The organism is Pseudotabrizicola sp. L79 (genome assembly GCF_036553525.1).
Classification (GTDB): domain Bacteria; phylum Pseudomonadota; class Alphaproteobacteria; order Rhodobacterales; family Rhodobacteraceae; genus Pseudotabrizicola.
On sequence record NZ_JAZHDA010000057.1, the window covers coordinates 1 to 16,628 of the forward strand.

Genomic DNA, 16,628 nt, shown 5'->3' on the forward strand with positions numbered 1-16,628 from the left:
CCCTGGTCCGCTGCCCGGCAGCGGTTTGCCTTCAAACCGCGAGAGGGGGAGTGCACATAGACCTTGGTCTTTGGCTTGCGACGCCAGACGGCCATCAGCAGGGCTTGCAGCGGCAGATCGGTGTAGGCGCGGCCCTGCATCTCGGATGGATCAAGAGGAAGCAAAGAGAGTTCGAAGGACAGGCCCGACAGTCAGATCGCCAATATGTTTCCGGCGAGACGCATTACGTCTTTGGAAAACCACTTCGACTTCTGGTTCATAACAATGGCTCATCGCGGCATGAAATCCGGTTGGATGCACCTGACCGCTTGACGATGTCGGTTCCGTTGACCGCGACCGAGCACCAAAAGGCACAATGGCTGTCGGCATGACATCGGACCCAACTGCGGAATCGGGCCGGGCCCCGCATGGAAAAGTGGGCGCAACGACTTGGCCTACCCGTGCCTCGATGGGGCATCAGGATCATGAAAACCAAATGGGGAAGCTGCAATCCGGCCCACGGCATGGTCTGGATCAACCTCGACTTGGCCAAAAAACCGCTCGTTACGCTGGACTATGTCATCCTACATGAACTGGCACATTTCTACATGAACTGGCACATTTCATCTCGCCAAAGCACGCCGATGCCTTCATCGCCGTCTTAGATCAACAAATGCCGGGCTGGCGGCAGATCCTTCAGACCTGAATGCCCTACCGCTATAGAGTGGTGCGGAACGTGGATGTGGAATGGTCGTAGGACGGCGGTCAAAGCTGAAAGAGGAATCGGCCCATAGCTGCCGGTAGGGATGACCATTGCGCCGCGATGGAACTTCCCCGACCTGAACACTCAGGAATGTCGCAGCATTACTCTGGCAGTAAGTGTCAGCTATGCCGGACAAGGCTGACATTGGCCTTGGTAGAGCCAACGTCTGCATCTACTCGAAGTCGCGTGAGAAAACCGCCCCCTAGAGAGGGACGGTCTCGGAGGTTTCTTATGCCTCTGGCATTGCCATCTTTCGGTTTATTTGTCCGGAAGGCTCGTGAAGTTCGTCTTCCACGAACTCGAAGCCATATCTTTCGTAAAACGGGCGCCCGACAATATTGTCGCGAAAGACTTCGACCTTCAGCGGCCCCTTGAGTGCAAATGCATGATCCACGAGCGCCCTGCCGTATCCTTTCCCGTGCAAAGACGGGTCTATAAACAGCCCGCCGATTTCATTGCCAAGCAATGCAATGAAACCGACCGCTGTCCCATCTTCTTCCAACACATATGTCTCTGCATTGGGAAGATATATGTCGCGCATCGCCTGATGGACCTCAGCTACAAACTCTGGCGTCAGAAATGGATGCGCGAGCGCATTCGCTTTCTGCCAAACGGCAATCACGGGCTCGATATCATCGGCGTGATAGGGGCGGATAGAATGGTTAGTATCTGTCATTGTCTTGCGCTTTCTTATCTTTGGTTGAGTTGCGCGCGAACGCATTTTATCCCCAACCGTGATGCGCGGTAGGGATGTCCGTTTTGCGAACGGATGAAGCGCCGATTTCGGAGGCGCTGGAACACTTCAAGAGTGCAGTCAGCCAGAACATGACCCTCCCGCGTGTAACATGTGATGTCGCGTATCTTGCCGTTCGCGTACCGTTCATGATGGATGGCCCCACCAAGAGCGAGTTCATGCAAAACACGCTGTTCGTGTTTTGAGATATTCAATGGATTGTCTCGATTTCATGAGAGTGCAGAAACAGGATCACTCAGCATCCCGCGTGAGTGTCCTTGTAGTGTCTGGTGTTCCCGAAACTTAAGTTCTCAGGAACGGGCGTTGGCCCGGGGCTCTAGCATAAAATCTCCATTGCATGAGGCGAACCGCCTCGCGCTGATGTGCAGGTAGCCTTCTGTCTGAGCGAGAACAAGGGGTATCGAAAGGCGGCACCCGAGTGCGTTGTTATAGCCACGGCCGAGTGAATGGCAGAAGGCATTCAAAGCCTTGAGATTCCGCCAGGTCCGATTTGCGGACATTCGTGCATTGTGCAGCATCCGCTTTTCCGGGCTCGAAGCGGCAGGTCAGCCTGAACCTTGAGGTCAGTTCCGCGCTGGATCGGCCAGATCGACTTGCTCGGCCCAAAGCTGCTGTTGGCGCAGTTGCGCATTGCTGAAAGGCAGCATCGCCAAGCCAGACGTTTGACACATCCGCCCCCCCCTTGCACCGACTGCGCGCAAGGGGGGCGAGGCTGGACCTACAAAAGCCAGTTTGCCTTCGCTTTGGGGATACTTTCCGAGAAGGACATTTCGTGGATGATGTTGCCGGTTGCGACCTCGGTGCCATCTGCGAGTGGCACCGTCACCCTGATGTCGCCGCCAAGACGGATATAGCCCGGCCGTGCGGTGTCATCATCCGGTTGCTGGTCGGAATTGAGCGCGTCGCTTAGAAGGTGATTGCCTGAAATCTCGATACGGATCCTGTCGCCGTTGTAGGGGGCCTCGATCAGGAAGCCGTCAGGCCAGCCGTTGCCAGACTGCGGGCCGACATGGATTTCACCAACGAAACTGTCCTGAAATTCACCCGTGCTCAGCAGGATTTCACTGCCCTTTGCCAACATGAACTTGCAGACGACCTTGTTGCCGTAATCCGCGTTGTGCAGAATATACGAGAAGTTCAGCGTGAAATCTCCGCATTCCGCACGGCCCCAGTGCCATGCCTTCAGAACTCCTTCGATACCGGCATTGCCCCAATTGTGGTCATGATAGCCGTGACCATCCTCGATGGCGATGGTTTCGCCCGCGACCTGAATGGTGCCGTTCACGACTGCGCGCGGTGCAGGCACGACATGCGCGTTAAACACCGTCAGCGCCTCGTCGAAATACATCGCACCGGATCCGGCACGCCAGGATTCAACGGTTGCGACAAGCTCAAGATCTACGACCACATCCTCATGCTCTGCGTGAAGCTGCCAATTCGGGTAGCGGCCTTTACACCAGTTGTTGCCCAGCTTTACGTCGCAATGCTCCTCGGACGCGATGAAGTCCACACCGGGGAACGGCACCTGGAAATCGCGGTTGGTGCCGTCGGGGAGTTCGACGTTCAACATCAACATCGGCGGCAGATCAGGGTTGTCCAACATGATCAACGGGCGGTCCATCAGGATCACCGCGGCCTTGAGGCCGGACTGGGTGAACAGATCGAAATACCACCACTCGTAATGGCGCGGGTTTCCGTCATCGTGATAGCCGTCGTCGCGGTCGGTCACGACTTCCTGGGCGGCTTGGTCATACAGGCCCGGTGCCTCGTAGTTGCCAATGACGAGTTTGGCCGTCTGGGCACGGGCCGCAGACCACAAGCCAGGCACAAGCAGGAAACCCGCTCCGAAGGCGGTTGATGTCAGAATGGATCTTCGGGAGATTTTCATGGTCGTTCCTTTTGGAAGTTTGGTTCAGTCGTGTTCTGATCAGCGTTCAGGCTGGTTAAGCAGCTTTGCGTATTTCTTCAGAAACAGGTCGGCGCCCTTCATCTTGCTGGTCAGGAAGTCTCCGGCGGTGAAGAAACCAAGGAAGGAATTCCCCTGTTTGGGACCAAGCGGCACAAGGATCGGCGCCTTGCTGCCCCATGGCTTGTAAGGCTTCATGTCTTCGACGGTTTTGCCCTGCCCCAATCCGGACAGCGTCGCCTTGAGCCAAGGCAGTTGGCGGCTGATGGCGACGATGGTCATCCCGTCGCCTGCATCCGCGACATCGCCGGCCGCGAACACATTGGACAGAGAGGATGGGCGCATCCACGGGTCGACCTTGATCCGGTTTGCCGTCGTTTTCTGGACACCGGCAAGCGTTTCAAGCACCTCGGAATTCGCGCGCGATCCGATAGCCGGAAAGATCAGGTCGAAACCGTGCTGCGACCCATCTGCAAGTTGCAGGGTTCCCGCATAAGGCTCGGTCAAGCTTTTCAGGTTCTCCGCCCTCTGGCCGAAAATAAGCGTGACGCCAGCCTTGCGCAGTTTCGCAGCCAAAGAGGTGCCCAGCTTTGACGGCATCGTCGGGAACAGCACCGCGTCGCTTGAGATCAAGGTCACTGTCTTGCCTGGCATCGCATAGGCGATCTCGCCCGCAAGCTCGGTGCCAACGGCACCAGCCCCGACAATACCGATGCTTCGCGCCGCCTTGAGTTGCTGGTGAATGCGCTGGTTGGCCGCCTTGAGGCCCGCGATATCGGCGCCTTGAGGCTTGAAGGGCATGGCGTTGCCAGATCCGGTGGCAACAACGATTTGATCCGCCTCTACCCGCGTGCCGTCCTCTAACGTGACACCCTTGGCGTCGATGGCTTTTGCCCGGGACGCGATGATCCTGCCGTTCGTAAGCAGCCGATCATAGGGAATAAGCGCGCGATCCAGCAGCGAAGGGTCGACAACCGCGCGGATCATGGCCGGCGCATGAACGAAATGACTGCGCGGCTCGATCAATGTGACCTGCGCCGTGTCGTCGAGAGACTTCGCGAGTTCAGCGCCTAGGTAGCCGCCGCCGACAATGGCAATTTTCTGCGACATGATTTCTAACCTTCTTGGGGCCTTGCGGCGTTATTCTATGATGTGTGGGCAGCGTGATCGGCAGGATAGGTGATCTGCCCGAATTTCCCGGCGCGATACGCTTGCGCAAGATCGCCGTCGCTGGTCATGACAAACGGGCAGCGCATGGCGATGGGGTCGGTGATCGCCTCGCCGCCAAACAGCAGCAGGCCGACAGCGTTCACAGCCCGGTTCGCAAGGGCGCGAGCGACGGTCGATGTCGCGACCCGATCGGGCTGCACTGGCTCGTGGAAAGACATTTGTGTCACTGGATTGCTCCGGTTGTTGATCCTGTGATAGGCGAAGCGGAACTTGATTGATATTTATGCTTTTTTAGTATCTACATAAGCGAACCTTAACCTTTGGTGCCTGATGAAACTGGATCAACTGAACGTCTTGCGCGCCGTTGTTGAAACCGGCTCGGTCAAAGCGGCCGCCGAACGGCTCAACCGGACACAGCCGGCGATCAGCCAGGCGTTGAAGGCCCTGGAATTCCAGACGGGAACCGAAGTGTTTGACCGGTCGGGGTATCGGCTTGAACTCACCCCCGTCGGCAAACGGATCTATCTTCAATCCTTGCGCGTTTTGGCCGAGGCAGAGGATCTGGGCCATTTGATCCAGCATTTCGAGAAAGGGCAGGAAGAAACGATCACGATCGCGGTGGATTCCAGCACAAACCTTAACGCGCTGACCCCCGTCTTGTGCAAACTGCAAACGGACTTTCCCGAGACGCGCGTGGTCTTGCGCCCCGAGGTTCTGTCCGGTGCCATCGAGGCCGTCAAAACGGAAACCGCGGCAATCGCGATTTCGCCAATGTCCTCGATCATGCTTGAGGAAGAGGGTTTCGACTACATCCCCCTTGGGAAATCGACCCTGCGCAATGTGACGTCCCCCTCCCTTTGGGCTGAGATGGACAATCCCAAGCAGCTCTCGGACATCCGGCGCTTCCATCAGGTCATCGCAAGCGACAGCGGGCAAGCCGGAGGGCTGTTCGACCGCGAAATTGGCGTCCAGAAAGGCCAGCGCCGCTGGTATGTCAGCGACCTTTACACAAAAAAGCACCTTCTGATCGCGGGCCTTGGCTGGGGCCGATTGCCAGAACACATGATCGCGGAAGAGCTGAAGCAAGGGCGGCTGTGCGAGATAGACTTGCCACACACGCATCTTGCCTTCGACGTCACCATCTATGCGTTTCGCCAGCCCAAACCAATCGACCGCGCCGTCGCGGACTTGCTTTGGAGAGAGTTTGAAGCCCATGCTGCGTAAGGCATGTGTATCGTGAAAGCCGGCTTTGATCGCCGATTTCCCAAAGCGTTTCGGCCCCTGCCCCTTTATGAAAGCGGTGCTTTGGCTATCCCCGTGATGCCGACAAATGCATCATGGTAACCCCTGACAGTCGAATGGCTGAAATCCGCCCGATACGATTGATTGGCACAGAAACGGTGGTCAATGTTACAGTGCGTTGTCGGCAACGCCGAGGACGTGGCGGGCTCGGTGGACAGGAGAGAAGTCATGTCCATCGAAACACTTCCTGCCCTTCGTCCTGCGCGTGCGCCTTGGAACAAGGGCCGCATTGTAGGCCAGAAACGCCCCCTGCTGCCCAAACATGTCTGGTCGATCCGTGTGCGGCTGGAAATGGCAGACAACAAGCGCGATCTCGCGCTGTTCAACATGGCTGTCGATTGCAAGCTCCGGGGTTGCGATCTGGTCTGCCTGAAGGTGAACGATGTTTACGCCGCAGGCCGCGTCAAGGAGCGCGCCTCAGTGACGCAAAGCAAGACACTCAGGCCTGTTCGCTTCGAGATTACCGAAACCACGCGACTGTCGTTGGAGCGTTGGATCCGTGATCCAGAAATGATCGGTTGCGAATATCTTTGGCCCAGCCGAGTCCATGCGAGCCCGCACCTGTCGACACGACAATACGCGCGGATCATGCGCGACTGGGTTCTCTCGATCGGGCTGGAAACGAGCGCCTATGGCACCCATTCGATGCGACGCACGAAGGTTGCCCAGATTTACAAGAAGACAGGCAACCTGCGCGCTGTTCAACTTTTGCTCGGGCATACCAAGATGGACAGCACCGTTCGGTATCTTGGGGTCGACCTGGACGATGCGCTGTCTTTGTCTGAGGGGATCGATCTATAAGTGGACGGCCGACCGGCGTGCTATGCGCCGGTCGGCCCATAGCTGCCGCTCGATGATCGGTGTACGTGCCGCGGCGCGGCATGTGGAGCCAGACATCCGCGATGGGCGCTCGATCAGGATTTGGACCAAGGCCCCGGACTGTGGAAAAGGCCGCCCTTTTTCGGTTCCCGGCGCTATGCTTTCTCCCGAAACCAGTTCACCAGACGGGCAAGTGGCGGGTTTTCTTCCATGATCGGCCGATGCTGCAGGAAGTATGCCGTCTCGTGCTTTGAAACACTCCGCCCGGCGCGCATCAGGTGGCCCTCTGCCAGCAGCCGATCGACCAGGCCACGCCAGCCCAGAGCGAGGCCCTCGCCATTCAGAACGGCTTGGATAAGGAAAGGATAGGCATCGAACTCGTTAGGATTCCTGAACAGTACAGGTTTGCAGCCCGCTTCGGTGAACCAGTCTTTCCATGTCAGGAAACCGGAGCGCCCGACATCCAGATGTAGGAAGAGATCCGGAGGCACATCAGAGAGGTCGTCATTGCCCTGCACGTGTTGCGCGTAGAAGTCCGGAGTGCAGACCGGAAAACACTCATCTGGGATCAGAGGTATCGCGGGTCGTTCTGGATGGGCCTCAGGCTGCCAGACTACGGCGGCGTCGATGCTTGAGAGGTCGATGTCTTCCAGTTGATCCGTGGTCACCACACTTACGCGTGCGCCCCGCATGGACGCCCGAAGATCGCTGAATCGCGGCATCAGCCACTGATCCGCAATCCCGAAACTGCACGCCAGAACGACCTCGTCGCGGTCGGTTGGAGCTGAAATGCTGTTCCATGTATCGCGAACGTGACCAAAACCTAATGCTACCGCGTCGGCCAGCCTCTGCGCATTGCCGGTCGGCACGATCCGGTTGTTGTTGCGGATGAACAGAGGCTGACCCAGACGCAGTTCCAACGTCGAGACATGGCGCGATACGGCCGGTTGGCTCAGGTTCAACTCCGCCGCCGCACCCGAAAAGCTGCGATGGCGCACGGCCGCTTCGAAAACCATCAAAGCGTTGAGTGATCCCGCTATCTGCCTATTCGCCTTGTCCATAAATATTTGTTATGGAGACACCAACTATTTGTCCAGTGTTCAGACCGGTTGCGACGACATACCCAGATGGAAGTGAACGTATCCCGCGACGGGAAGCGCGTTAGGAACCGACCAATGATGAGCGATCGTCCACTCTCCAACATCCGCGTTCTCGATTTCGGGCAGTATCTGGCGGGGCCCCTTGTCGGCATGATGCTGGCCGACATGGGCGCCGAGGTCATCCGCATCGATCCGCCCGGCGGTCCGAGCTTCAAGTCCCCGGCAAGCGATATGCTGGCGCGCGGCAAGTCCTCTCTTGTGCTGGACCTGAAGAATGCGGACGACCGGGCCGTCGCGCTCGATCTCGCGGCACGCTCTGACGTTGTGATCGAGAACTTCCGCCCTGGCGTCATGAAGCGGCTGGGCCTTGGGCCGGACGACCTTCGCGCGGTCAATTCCGGGATTATCAGCCTCTCGATGCCCGGCTTTGCGTCGACCGATCCCGAGCTTGCCGGACTGGCCGCCTGGGAGGCGGTGATCGCGGCGCGGACCGGGCAGTTCACCGACATGGGGCTCAACCGACGACTCATGGGGATCAATCCGAGCTTCACGCCGCTTGCCCTCGCCTCCGCCTATGGCGCGGCTTTCGGTGCGATGTCTGTGCTCTTCGCGCTCGGGGCGCGGGACCGCAACGGCGGCGACCATATCGAGGTTCCCTTGGCCTCGGCGCTTCTGGAAGGGCTGATCTACAATTGCGAGCAGATCGAGGATTATCCAGCACGCTACAAGTCCCCGCGGGAGGTCGAACTTGATCGCCGCACCGCTAATGGACTACCGATGAACCTGAGCTTCGAGGATCTGTCGGAGTTCCTCGATCCCTTCTACCGCACCTATACCTGTGCCGATGGCCGTGGCTTCTATGTCGTCGCCTGCTCCATCGCGGGACATCCACAGCGGGCCTTGCGGACGCTCGGACTCGGCGATCTGGCCAACGAACTGCCAGACTTCTCCGCCTATCTCGACTGCAAGGACTGGCCCGCCGCTTGGAGCGCCCGGAATTATCCGGTCGGCGCGAAAGACCGCGCCCGGATCTCATCGGCGATGAAGGCGGCATTTCTTACCCGTCCTTCGCATGAATGGGAGGCGCTGTTCGGTGCGGCCAAGGCGCCCGGCACCGCACAGCGATTCACGCAGGAATGGCTCGCCGATCCACATGCTCTGGCATCGGGCCTTGTGCTGGTTGTTGACGATCCGCGCCATGGAAAGATGCGACAAATGGGCAATGTCGCCTGGATCGCCGATGACGCGCTGGCGGTAACCAAACAGCCGGGTCCGACGCTCGACAACGCGCGTGACCAGCTTGACACGATCCTTTCCGAACGTGTCCGACCTGCGCCCGTGAAAACAGGCACAGGCAGTTGGCTCGAAGGGCTCAAGGTTCTCGATCTGACAAATGTCATCGCCGGACCGACAATCGGTTCCACACTTGCGCGCTTTGGCGCCGAGGTGACGCTGGTCCAGCCGGTCGAGCCCTCGGTCGATCCGTGGAACGCGGTGGTCTTTGGTCTGCATGCGCAGCGCGGAAAAAAGAGCATTCTGCTGAACCTCAAGACCCCGGAAGGCAAGGATGCGCTGACCAAGCTTATTGCCGAAGCCGATGTGATCACGATGAACGGCACAGATGAACAACGCGACAAGCTGGGCCTCTCGCCCGAACGGCTCGAAAAGATGAACCCGCGGCTGATCCTTGTCCAGCTCGATGCCTTTGGCGGGCCGTTGCGGGGACCGAAGTCCGACCATCTTGGCTATGATGACCTTGCACAGGCGGCAACCGGCGTGATGGTTCGCTTTGGTGGTGGTATGGCAACCCCCGAGGAGCACGCCCATTTCGGCACCATCGATGTGCTGACCGGCTTCTGCGCCTGTATTTCGCTCGCAGCCGCCCTGGAGCGGCGGAACCGCACCGGGAAAGGCGGAATCGCTCGCGCTGCGCTCGCGGCCGCAGGAAACCTGATTCAGGCGCAATTCATGTATGACTTTGAGGGGCGTGGGCCTTTCGACGAGCCCTCTGGTCGCGAGGCGCGGGGATGGGCGCCGTTTTACCACTGCTATGAAGCGGCTGATGGCTGGATGTTCTTCGCCGCCCCCGAAGAGCAGCGCGAGGCCCTGCGCGCGGTCCCAGATCTTGCCAATCTTGCCGATCAGCCCGAAATAGCCTTTTCTGCCGTGCTGGCCGAACGTTTCGCTACGCGCCCCTTCGCCCACTGGGCAGCGGCCTTTGCGGGCACATCATCCACGGTGGTCCAGCTTGGCTCGCTCCACGCAACCCGCGATACAGCGATACAAAGGGAAAGCGACGGGGCCATCGACCTGACACAGGCGACCTTCCGGGTCATCCGCCACAACCGCCACCCGATGGGTCGCTGGGTTGATCTTGTTGCCCCCAACGCGGTGCGACCGGAGCGCGGGCGCATCACTATACCCGGACCGATGCCAGAATACGGCACACATACCCGCGAGGTCCTTGGAAGGCTCGGATACCATCCGGAAACTATTGACGCGATGATCAGGGTAGGCGCTGCCAGCGAAAGCTGGTCGGGAAAATACCTGCCAGAATGAAGTGTCTCCAAAAGGGATGGAAATGCATGTCCGGAGGACGATGTCTGAAACGTCGGTGTCGGGACTTCACTTCATAAGCCAATGATATCTCTTCAGGAGTCACGCCCTTTCATTCATTTTGCAGAAATTCGCACCTGAACGCTCGAAGTCGCAACTCGGCCGCGCAGCATGCCTGCCGGTGCCAATAAAATCCGAAAGTCAGCTTCCGACGGTCCTGCATGTTGTCTCTGCGATTGCGGCGAAGGTCCGGTTCCCGCCCGATGCGGTCGTTCATTCGACGGGCAGCACTAGTCTGCCTCCCTCTCTTGCTGCCGTCGGAATCCCATAGACATCTCCGCCTCTTTCTTCGCATGGTCACCCGACCATAACTGATGCCCAAAGACCCCTGATGGCCACCTTCCAACTTCTACGACCTCCCTGCGTTTCCAGAGAAACCCTTCCATCTTTTGTTTCTCGGCTGGCGGCCATCAATGGGGTAGCGGTTCGGGCTTTCATGCTCGACCTTGGGATTTGGAAGAGAATTTCATTTCGGATCGACGAAGACCTTCGTCAGCACCTTTATTCTGCCTTGCCGCTCGACGAACAAGAGGTCGACGAGATGATCTCTTGGACCGGAAACCCGGACGGGGACAATCGGTGCCTCTTTCGCGGCGAAACGATCATTTCCCGGTCGCTTCGTAATCCCGTCCAGCGTGGTTGCCCGAAATGCCTTCAGGAGGATGTCGAAAGCGGCGGAGATGGCCTTGGAGGGTCGATGGCGCTGCGCGGGGATTGGCAACTCCGCGAAGTCTCGGTCTGCCTTCGCCACAGGCATCCACTTGTTGACCTCTGGAATGAGCCGAAAATGTCCGAGAGGCACCTGACCTCGGCAAGGCTGCAATCCATCCAAGGCGCGGTCCTCTCTGGCGCATTCGATCAATCGCCGGTGGAAGTGTCGGAGTTTGATCTTTGGCTCGACAGACGCCTGGAGACTGGGCGTGACGAGACCTGGCTGGCGGATCACTCCTTATTCGCGGCTTCTGTCTTTTGCCGCCTCTTGGGGCATGAACTTCAACGACTTGCAGGAGGGCTGGATGACAATGACGCCCGTCGTGACGCCCAGGCACGAGGATTCGAAGTGGCCGCTCGAGGCGAAGAGGCCATCCTAGGCGCATTTGAGCTTTTGGCCCAACAAGGATCGACGGCGCAGCACGGCCATCAGGTGGCCTTTGGCAACCTGTACCTGAAGTTGTCAAAGGAATGCCAGGACAGGGACGGCTTTGGCCCGTTTCGGACCCTGCTGCGGGAATTCATTCTGAACACATGGGCGATCCCGGCGGGTCAGACACTCTTGCAAGAGCCCGTCGTAAAGCGCCGCTTGCATACGATCGGCACAGCTGCGGATGAATGTAGCGTCGACGAAAAGGTCGTTCGCAAGCTCTTGATGGATGCCAGGGCCATCGCCGAAGACGACGGACGGGCTGCGCGTCAGATAACCTTCGATGCGGATAGATATGCGGGCCTCCTTGCAGAAATAGGGGCACTTGTCGGCATCAACGAAATGCGGAGTTCGATTGGGGCAACTCGGGCTGAATTCTCCGCCTTGGTAGATGATGGGTTGATCCAGCCTATGACGGACAAGCCGGGCATCAAGAACCCTTGGCGGCTTAGGGATGGAGCCGACCTTGTGGCCGAGTTCTCAGGCCTTTCTGATCTCATTGATGATTTGGATCGGGAATGGGAGCCCCTTCAAAGGGCCAGGGCAAGAACGGGGCTTTCCCTGAGGCAGATGATTGAGGCCGTCCGTTCTGGGCGTCTCAGCTTGGGTCAGATCGAGGGAAGCCAAGGCTACGGCAGCTTCGTGGTCCGCAAGGAAGACGCAAATCAGCTTGCGACCGCGCTCCTTGGCGACGGTCGGCGCGATACGCCTGCCCTTCCGGGTCTCATGTCCGCGCTTGAATTCTCTGTCTTGGTCCGCCTGAACAAGACCGGTGATCTTCTTGGCCTCCTTGGTGACGGGCACAGCCCAAGCTTTCAGATCCTTCATCCCGTCACCAAACGACCGCAGTTGCGGCTGGATGAAAACCAGATCCAGGACTTCCATGAGAAGTTCGTGACGGTGGAAACAATTTCGAATGCCTTAGGTTTGCCCAACAGGCGCGTCCAAGGCGCATTGAAGTCCTTCCGGGTTCCGATTTTCGAGGCCAACGGCAAAAGGTATGGCCCGATCTATCTGCGCAAAGAAGCGCGGCGGGCTTTTCCGAAGCTTCCGGCGACAACCCTGATCTGATCCCCCCACCTTCGTCTTGGGTCGGCAAAGGCCGCCCAACCCCGGCAAGAAACTGACTTTTGTCAAAAAGTCAGTCTTTGCGTGCTCGACGACAAAAGAAAACCCGATAAGTGGCGATCCCGGGAGGACTTGAACCCCCGACCTGTCGCTTAGAAGGCGATTGCTCTATCCAGCTGAGCTACGGGACCGCTGGCGGTGTTTTGCGCGAGTGGGGGAAATTAGGCAAGCAGCTTTGTCATAAACACCGAATTCGGATCTTCGACATAGCCTTCAAAGGGCGGGCATTCTTCGAAACCGGCATTGCTGTACAGCGCGCGCGCCGCGACAAAGGTGGGTTGCACACCGGTTTCCAGCGACAGGCGGGTAAAGCCTTCGGCGCGGGCGGCATCGACCAGATGTTCCAGCATGCGCCGCGACAGACCCCTGCCCCGCGCCTCGGCCAGAACATGCATCGATTTCACCTCGGCATGCCCCGGCTCGATTTGCTTGAACGCGCCCATGGCAATCGGCTCGCCTTCGTCGCGCATCACGAAAAACCAGATGCCGGGCGCCTCTAGCGCGGAACGGTCAAGCATGTGGATGCTTTCGGGGGGCGTATCGGCGTGCATATCTGCCGTGTGCCGCTCGAACAGCAGCGCAAGGTCGGGCGTCAGGGGGCTTTCAAGGGCAATGCTGGGCATGAAGACTCCGAACGAAACAGCGGCACGTCCGCGATTTCCAAACAAAATCAATACATCTTGCCCGGCCATCGGCAAGCCCCCCTGTCACCTATCTTTTGGCACCAGCGTCAATATACTCTTTCAACACACGGGCCGTGCCCAAGGCCCAAAGCCGGGCCAGATGGGTGCCAAAGCTGGCCAGGAACCGGGGGTCTTGCCCCAACTCGCCATAAACATCGCGTTGTGCCAACCAGAACGACGGGTCATCCTTGGCGGCCTTGGCAAGCTCGGTCAGCCGGGGCCAGTTCGGATCATTCGGCTCAATCACTGTGCCGCTGTCGGTGGTGCCATAGCAATAACGGCACCACAAAGCCGACACCAAGGCCAAGCCTTCGATGCTGCCATTGCGCGCCAGGGCGTCACGCAGGCTGGGCACGATGAACTTGGGCTGGCGGTTTGACCCGTCATAGCACAGGCGGCGTTCGGTATCGGCGATTTCCGGGTTGGAAAAGCGCTCGCGGATCAGCGTGTAATAGGCCCCGATATCGGTTGCCGGCACCGGTGCGACCGAGGGGATGATCTCCTCCCGCTCGACCCGATCCAGAAAGCCCGAAACCAAGGGGTTGGCCATGGCCTCGTGCACATATTCAATATCCAGCAACCCACCCGGATAGGCGATGGTGGCATGGCCGCCGTTCAGAATGCGGATCTTCATCGCCTCATAGGCGTGAACCTTGTCGCTGAACGTCACACCCACCTGCTCAAACGGCGGGCGGCCTTGGGGGAACTTGTCCTCCAGCACCCATTGGCGGAACGGCTCGCATGTTACGGGCACCGGATCATCGCCAAGGCCAAAGCTGGCTGCCATGGCCCGCTCGCGGGGGCCCGTGGCCGGGGTGATGCGATCCACCATGCCATTGGGGAAGGTCACATTGGCTGCGATCCAATCGGCCAACTCGGGGTCGGACAGGCGGGCAAGGCCGATCACCGCATCCTGGGTGACATGGCCATTGCCCGGCAGGTTATCGCAGGACATGACCGTAAAGGGCGCGATGCCAGCCTGACGCCGGACCCGCAAGGCGGCCACGATCGCGCCAAAGACGGTGCCGGGCTGGGCCGGGTTCTTGCCATCGGCCTGAATCTCGGGGGCCGAGGGATCAAAGGTGCCGGTGTCAGCATTCACGAAATAGCCGCCTTCCGTCACCGTCAGCGAGACGATGCGGATTTCCGGCTTGGCCATGGCTGCGATCAGCGGGCCGTTGTCGGGTGCCACCTCGATAAAGCCGATCATCGCCCCCACACGGCGGGCGCGCTTGCCCTTCGGGTCCAGCTCGATGATCGTTGACAGGCAATCCTGCCCCAGCATCGCATCGCGCATCTTGGCATCGGCGGGGCGCACACCTGCGCCCAGAATGCCCCAATCCAGCGCAAGGCCCTGGTTCATCAGGTCATCCAGATAAACCGCCATATGCGCCCGGTGAAAGTTGCCCAGACCGATATGCACGATCCCCGGCGTCACCTTGGTGCGGTCATAACGCGGCAGCGAGACAGGAAAAGACTGTGAATTCATGGTCATGCCATCCAATTGCCACCGTCCACGCCAAAACATTGGGCGACGATGTATTTCGCTTCATCCGTGGCCAGAAAGATGGCCATTCCGGTCAGATCCTCGGCCGTGCCCATGCGCCCAAAGGGCACAGCGGCACCGACTTCCTTCTTTTTCTGGCCCGGTTGCTTGTGTTCGTATTTGGCAAAAAAAGCATCCACGCCGTCCCAATGCGCGCCATCCACGACACCGGGGGCGATGGCGTTGACGTTGATGCCATGGGAAATCAGGTTCAGACCCGCCGATTGGGTCATCGAGATGACCGCCGCCTTGGTCGCGCAATAGACCGAAACCAAGGCTTCCCCGCGCCGGCCCGCCTGACTGGCCATGTTGATGATCTTGCCACCCTGCCCCTGCGCGATCATCTGACGCGCAGCAGCCTGCATGCAAAAGAACGTGCCCGCCGCATTCACGGCAAACAGCTTGTCAAACTCGGCCCGCGTCACCTCGACAACGGGGGCCGCCGTGAACAGGGCCGCGTTGTTGATCAGAATATCCAGCCGCCCCATGGCAGAGACAGCCTCGGCAAAGCCCGCATCAATGCTGTCTTGCCGGGTCACATCCATCGTCACGGGCACGGCCTTTGGCCCCAGGCTGGCCGCGGCTTGCGCCACGGCCTCGGCATTTACATCGGCCAAAGCCACCGTAGCCCCTTCGGCCAGATAGGCGCGGGCAAATTCATAGCCGATCCCGCGCGCAGCCCCGGTGATCAACGCTGTTTTGCCCGCAAGACGCATCAGCGCAGCGCCTTCCCATCCTTGTCGAACCGGTGCAGCTTGCCCTCTTGCGGGCTCAGACGCACTTTGTCGCCATGGTGCAGATCGACTTCGCCATTGGCGCGCACCGTCAAGGTGCCCAAGGGGCCAGCCTCGACCTTCAGGAACGTGTCTGACCCAAGATGTTCAGACAGGCCAACGACACCTTCCCAAATGCCGTCTTCGGTCACGTCCAGATGCTCGGGACGAATACCAAGGGTGTGGCAGTCATGCTTGGCCGCCTCGGGCCCGGTGATGAAGTTCATCTTCGGGCTGCCGATGAAACCGGCCACAAACAGGTTGCGCGGGTTGCGATACAGATCCAGCGGGCTGCCGACCTGCTCGATCACACCTGCGTGCAGCACAACGATCTTGTCGGCCATGGTCAGGGCTTCGACCTGATCGTGCGTCACATAGATCATCGTGGTTTTCAGCGTCTGGTGCAGTTCGCTGATTTCCTGACGCATGGTCACGCGCAGCGCGGCATCCAGGTTTGACAGCGGTTCGTCAAACAAAAAGGCCGCCGGTTCGCGCACGATCGCCCGGCCAATGGCCACACGCTGACGCTGGCCACCCGACAGTTGGCCCGGCTTGCGATCCAGATAGCTGGACAAGTTCAGGATCTTGGCGGCGTGGTTCACGCGCTTGTCCTGCTCGGCCGCATCCATCCCAGCCATTTTCAGCGGGAAAGCGATGTTTTTGCGCACCGACATATGCGGATACAGCGCATAAGACTGGAACACCATCGCCAGACCACGCTTGGCCGGGGGCAGATCGGTGGCATCCTTGCCATCAATCTCGATCGTCCCGCCCGAGGTATCCTCCAACCCTGCGATCAGACGCAGCAGGGTGGATTTACCGCAGCCCGAGGGGCCGACAAAGACGACGAATTCGCCATCGTTGATTTCAAGATCAATGCCCGGAATGACGTGAGTATCGCCAAAGGACTTGCGAACGGATTTCAGAGTTATCTTTCCCATGGGAACC

Annotated in this window: 15 protein-coding genes, 1 tRNA gene and 2 pseudogenes; 6 read left to right on the forward strand and 12 right to left on the reverse strand. The window is 59.2% G+C overall.

The genetic code is table 11. The annotated features are described in order from the left end of the window. Positions 1-140, reverse strand: a pseudogene (locus V3C85_RS18235) (IS3 family transposase); the annotation flags it as partial. Here V3C85_RS18235 and V3C85_RS18240 point away from each other — a divergent pair. Further along, positions 105-503 (forward strand): annotated as a pseudogene (locus tag V3C85_RS18240) (YgjP-like metallopeptidase domain-containing protein); the annotation flags it as partial. The pseudogenes V3C85_RS18235 and V3C85_RS18240 sit on opposite strands and share 36 nt — an antisense overlap. Positions 504-604: 101 nt before the next feature. Continuing rightward, complete coding sequence (locus V3C85_RS19455; protein WP_445942045.1) at positions 605-685, forward strand: hypothetical protein; 81 nt, start codon at positions 605-607, stop codon at positions 683-685. A 286-nt stretch (positions 686-971) separates the two neighbouring features. Here V3C85_RS19455 and V3C85_RS18245 read toward each other — a convergent pair whose 3' ends face one another. From V3C85_RS18245 to V3C85_RS18265, 5 genes are all read right to left on the reverse strand, one after another. Then, on the reverse strand, positions 972-1,418 hold the full coding sequence (locus tag V3C85_RS18245; RefSeq protein WP_331796929.1) for a GNAT family N-acetyltransferase: 447 nt from the start codon (positions 1,416-1,418) through the stop codon (positions 972-974). Between the two features lie 14 nt (positions 1,419-1,432). Beyond that, the gene (locus V3C85_RS18250; RefSeq protein ID WP_331796930.1) at positions 1,433-1,690 is read right to left on the reverse strand and encodes a YjhX family toxin; all 258 of its coding nucleotides are present in this window, start codon (positions 1,688-1,690) and stop codon (positions 1,433-1,435) included. 524 nt (positions 1,691-2,214) lie between these two features. Further along, a complete protein-coding gene (locus V3C85_RS18255; protein WP_331796931.1) occupies positions 2,215-3,384 on the reverse strand; it encodes a hypothetical protein in 1,170 nt (389 codons plus the stop codon). A 39-nt stretch (positions 3,385-3,423) separates the two neighbouring features. Then, the gene (locus V3C85_RS18260) at positions 3,424-4,512 is read right to left on the reverse strand and encodes an NAD(P)/FAD-dependent oxidoreductase (RefSeq protein ID WP_331796932.1); all 1,089 of its coding nucleotides are present in this window, start codon (positions 4,510-4,512) and stop codon (positions 3,424-3,426) included. A 35-nt stretch (positions 4,513-4,547) separates the two neighbouring features. Beyond that, complete coding sequence (locus tag V3C85_RS18265) at positions 4,548-4,790, reverse strand: pirin-like C-terminal cupin domain-containing protein (RefSeq protein ID WP_331797241.1); 243 nt, start codon at positions 4,788-4,790, stop codon at positions 4,548-4,550. Positions 4,791-4,902: 112 nt separating this feature from the next. On the opposite strand from V3C85_RS18265, the gene V3C85_RS18270 reads away from it, so the two are divergent. Beyond that, complete coding sequence (locus V3C85_RS18270; protein ID WP_331796933.1) at positions 4,903-5,796, forward strand: LysR family transcriptional regulator; 894 nt, start codon at positions 4,903-4,905, stop codon at positions 5,794-5,796. 246 nt (positions 5,797-6,042) lie between these two features. Further along, positions 6,043-6,675, forward strand: a complete 633-nt coding sequence (locus V3C85_RS18275; RefSeq protein WP_331796935.1) for a tyrosine-type recombinase/integrase — start codon at positions 6,043-6,045, stop codon at positions 6,673-6,675. 173 nt (positions 6,676-6,848) lie between these two features. Here the strand turns inward: V3C85_RS18275 and V3C85_RS18280 are convergent, their stop codons facing one another. Then, positions 6,849-7,754 (reverse strand): LysR family transcriptional regulator, encoded by a 906-nt coding sequence (locus V3C85_RS18280; protein WP_331796936.1) that lies wholly within the window; start codon positions 7,752-7,754, stop codon positions 6,849-6,851. A 114-nt stretch (positions 7,755-7,868) separates the two neighbouring features. On the opposite strand from V3C85_RS18280, the gene V3C85_RS18285 reads away from it, so the two are divergent. Next, positions 7,869-10,352 carry a CoA transferase gene (locus tag V3C85_RS18285; protein WP_331796937.1) on the forward strand — a complete coding sequence of 828 codons (2,484 nt, stop codon included), beginning with the start codon at positions 7,869-7,871 and terminating at the stop codon, positions 10,350-10,352. Between the two features lie 388 nt (positions 10,353-10,740). Then, complete coding sequence (locus V3C85_RS18290; RefSeq protein WP_331796938.1) at positions 10,741-12,621, forward strand: TniQ family protein; 1,881 nt, start codon at positions 10,741-10,743, stop codon at positions 12,619-12,621. 111 nt (positions 12,622-12,732) lie between these two features. Here the strand turns inward: V3C85_RS18290 and V3C85_RS18295 are convergent. The 5 genes from V3C85_RS18295 to V3C85_RS18315 form a co-directional block, all read right to left on the reverse strand. Further along, positions 12,733-12,809: transfer RNA gene (locus tag V3C85_RS18295), tRNA-Arg, on the reverse strand. A 30-nt stretch (positions 12,810-12,839) separates the two neighbouring features. Then, positions 12,840-13,301: a GNAT family N-acetyltransferase gene (locus V3C85_RS18300; protein WP_331796939.1), complete on the reverse strand. Its 462-nt coding sequence runs from the start codon at positions 13,299-13,301 to the stop codon at positions 12,840-12,842. Between the two features lie 88 nt (positions 13,302-13,389). Next, a complete protein-coding gene (locus V3C85_RS18305) occupies positions 13,390-14,856 on the reverse strand; it encodes a mannitol dehydrogenase family protein (RefSeq protein WP_331796940.1) in 1,467 nt (488 codons plus the stop codon). Then, a complete protein-coding gene (locus V3C85_RS18310; protein WP_331796941.1) occupies positions 14,853-15,623 on the reverse strand; it encodes an L-iditol 2-dehydrogenase in 771 nt (256 codons plus the stop codon). The genes V3C85_RS18305 and V3C85_RS18310 overlap by 4 nt, the downstream gene beginning before the upstream one ends. Further along, positions 15,623-16,621 (reverse strand): ABC transporter ATP-binding protein, encoded by a 999-nt coding sequence (locus V3C85_RS18315; protein ID WP_331796943.1) that lies wholly within the window; start codon positions 16,619-16,621, stop codon positions 15,623-15,625. Before V3C85_RS18315 ends, V3C85_RS18310 begins: the two co-directional genes overlap by 1 nt. Positions 16,622-16,628 lie beyond the last annotated feature (7 nt).

Coding starts and splice junctions, on each gene's coding strand:
- V3C85_RS18245 (WP_331796929.1), bottom strand. CDS start 1,418: ATGACAGATACTAACCATTCTATCCGCCCCTATCACGCCGATGATATC.
- V3C85_RS18275 (WP_331796935.1), top strand. CDS start 6,043: ATGTCCATCGAAACACTTCCTGCCCTTCGTCCTGCGCGTGCGCCTTGG.
- V3C85_RS18285 (WP_331796937.1), top strand. CDS start 7,869: ATGATGAGCGATCGTCCACTCTCCAACATCCGCGTTCTCGATTTCGGG.
- V3C85_RS18310 (WP_331796941.1), bottom strand. CDS start 15,623: ATGCGTCTTGCGGGCAAAACAGCGTTGATCACCGGGGCTGCGCGCGGG.
- V3C85_RS18315 (WP_331796943.1), bottom strand. CDS start 16,621: ATGGGAAAGATAACTCTGAAATCCGTTCGCAAGTCCTTTGGCGATACT.
- V3C85_RS18290 (WP_331796938.1), top strand. CDS start 10,741: ATGGCCACCTTCCAACTTCTACGACCTCCCTGCGTTTCCAGAGAAACC.
- V3C85_RS18260 (WP_331796932.1), bottom strand. CDS start 4,512: ATGTCGCAGAAAATTGCCATTGTCGGCGGCGGCTACCTAGGCGCTGAA.
- V3C85_RS18255 (WP_331796931.1), bottom strand. CDS start 3,384: ATGAAAATCTCCCGAAGATCCATTCTGACATCAACCGCCTTCGGAGCG.
- V3C85_RS18265 (WP_331797241.1), bottom strand. CDS start 4,790: ATGTCTTTCCACGAGCCAGTGCAGCCCGATCGGGTCGCGACATCGACC.
- V3C85_RS18270 (WP_331796933.1), top strand. CDS start 4,903: ATGAAACTGGATCAACTGAACGTCTTGCGCGCCGTTGTTGAAACCGGC.
- V3C85_RS18300 (WP_331796939.1), bottom strand. CDS start 13,301: ATGCCCAGCATTGCCCTTGAAAGCCCCCTGACGCCCGACCTTGCGCTG.
- V3C85_RS18305 (WP_331796940.1), bottom strand. CDS start 14,856: ATGACCATGAATTCACAGTCTTTTCCTGTCTCGCTGCCGCGTTATGAC.
- V3C85_RS18280 (WP_331796936.1), bottom strand. CDS start 7,754: ATGGACAAGGCGAATAGGCAGATAGCGGGATCACTCAACGCTTTGATG.